Origin of the sequence: Corallococcus sp. CA053C (assembly GCF_003611675.1) — a bacterium.
Taxonomy (GTDB): Bacteria; Myxococcota; Myxococcia; order Myxococcales; family Myxococcaceae; genus Corallococcus.
Genome location: NZ_RAWA01000828.1, coordinates 1 through 714 on the forward strand (window position 1 = coordinate 1; position 714 = coordinate 714).

1 protein-coding gene is annotated in these 714 nt (G+C 71.7%); it reads left to right on the forward strand.

What is annotated here, in order from left to right:
* The first annotated feature begins 75 nt into the window (after window positions 1-75).
* Window positions 76-594 (forward strand): hypothetical protein, encoded by a 519-nt coding sequence (locus D7V97_RS43435; RefSeq protein ID WP_120616307.1) that lies wholly within the window; start codon window positions 76-78, stop codon window positions 592-594.
* Window positions 595-714 lie beyond the last annotated feature (120 nt).

Consider the following 714-nt stretch of genomic DNA (forward strand, 5'->3'; position numbering starts at 1 on the left):
GTGCCCGGAGTTACTGAACATGTGTCCAGACCTCCGAACGGAGGGGGACCTGGCGAGCAGGCGCGTGGACCGGCCATGTCAGACCCCTCCCGTATGAATGATCGCGTGAGCCACTCGACCCCGCCGTCGTCATCGTCGCGAGTCCTGGAGCAGCGCAACCTGCTGGGAGGACTCGACCTCCTGCCCGTGATGGGCAGCCGCAAGCGCGCGCGCCAGTTCCACGTGTCCACTGAGCGGAAGCTGGGCTTCGCGGCGGCGCTGGCGCTGGTGGTGGAGCACGGGCGCGAGAAGGCCAAGGAGACGGGCACCACGTCGATGACGCGCTGCCCGCGCTGCGGCCACACCGGGCCCACGGAGCAGGACTTCGGCTTCCGCATCATGAGCCGCGGCCAGCGCCGTCCGCAGTCCTGGTGCCGGGGCTGCCGCGGCCAGCACCTCGAGCCCACGGTAAACACGTCCGCGCCCCGCCCCGAGGACGGCTGGCTGTTCCCGCCGGAGACCGTGGGCAAGCAGAAGGCCCGGCCGGACGCCCAGGCCAGCAAGCCCAAGGCGAAGAAGCGCGCCCGCTCGCGCAGCAACGACGACCTCACCTGAGTCCGGGTCCTCCGCGTCTCAAGCTGCTCCGGAGCATGCGAGCCGGGCAGCGCCGCCTCCGCGCCTGCTGATCACCCTGCACGGACGAGCGCCTGTCCCCCGCATGCCCCCAGAGCGGCC